The 989-nt window shown below is 26.9% G+C and carries 3 protein-coding genes; all 3 read right to left on the bottom strand.

Annotated elements, in window-relative coordinates; all coding sequences use genetic code 11:
- Positions 1-57: 57 nt before the first annotated feature.
- Entirely contained in the window at positions 58-318 is a 261-nt protein-coding gene (locus C7N41_RS07615; RefSeq protein ID WP_225362896.1) for a C39 family peptidase, read from the bottom strand.
- 14 nt (positions 319-332) lie between these two features.
- Positions 333-491: a GW dipeptide domain-containing protein gene (locus C7N41_RS07990; RefSeq protein WP_105965076.1), complete on the bottom strand. Its 159-nt coding sequence runs from the start codon at positions 489-491 to the stop codon at positions 333-335.
- 84 nt (positions 492-575) lie between these two features.
- Positions 576-701, bottom strand: coding sequence for a hypothetical protein (locus C7N41_RS07880; RefSeq protein WP_263852015.1), 126 nt, complete (start codon positions 699-701; stop codon positions 576-578).
- Between the last annotated feature and the right edge of the window lie 288 nt (positions 702-989).

The following is a 989-nucleotide window of genomic DNA, read 5'->3' as shown; positions in this document are numbered from 1 at the left end:
CATCAGCATTAGCTATCCAAATAACAATAGGATGATTATTTTGTTTTAAATAATGTTTTAAATTGTACTTTTACCAGTTAGATTGACACTACTGTCAGCATAACGATGAACTAATTTCATTAATGCTGGTGGATAAATATACCAACCTGATTTGGAATAAGGACTGCCCACAAAACCTTTATTAGGATTAGAGTTACGAGGCATTTTATTAGCAAAAAAAAAAAAAGTTTTAGAGTATTTCTTACCAGTAGCGTAATTAATCATCATTGTCACAGCCGTAATTTCACAACCCGTTGGTAACTGTGGACGTTGGCTAATCAGTGGGACATTATTTAATTTAAAGATGAGTAATCTAAAGCAGAATTGTTAATCCAGCCTTCATCTTTTCCATTATGTATAATATGAGCATATTTACCTAATTTAGTATTCTCAAATTCAATTACATGAACCCATGCTTTAAGTAAATTTTTACTATTTTTGTAGCTTTTAATACTTTTTTATTTGTATTATAACCACCGCCTATATAAAGACTGCGATTTTTTTTAACAATTCGTATAAAGTTAGTCTTTTTGTACTTAAATTCTAAATAATGATGTTTCTTTACCTTTTATTCGATTATCAGGAATACGTTTATCTGTATTTTGATTATTATCTGTGGAATTACTAATTGCTCTTGTCATCATTATTATTGTTTGAATCATTAGTTATTATTCCAGAGAATTGATTACTATCAGTAACATTATTTTGTGAATCATTCTGATTATTAGTAACTGGTGAGGTTACGGTATCCGCTTTTATATCAATAGATTGAATAGAAATTGCAATGATAGCAATTATTGAAGGATAAAAAGGATTCTCAAATTTTTCGTTTCATATAATTTACTTCTTTCAATATAAGCTTATTATATTATAACACTATTATAATTAATCAATACAAAATGATTACAACAGTGTTAGAATAATTATGTGTTTTATTATTTTATTTTAAG

This window comes from Apilactobacillus micheneri, from assembly GCF_002993975.1.
GTDB lineage: Bacteria > Bacillota > Bacilli > Lactobacillales > Lactobacillaceae > Apilactobacillus > Apilactobacillus micheneri.
The sequence above is the reverse complement of the archived record's forward strand: the minus strand, read 5'-3'. Positions and strand labels throughout refer to the sequence as shown.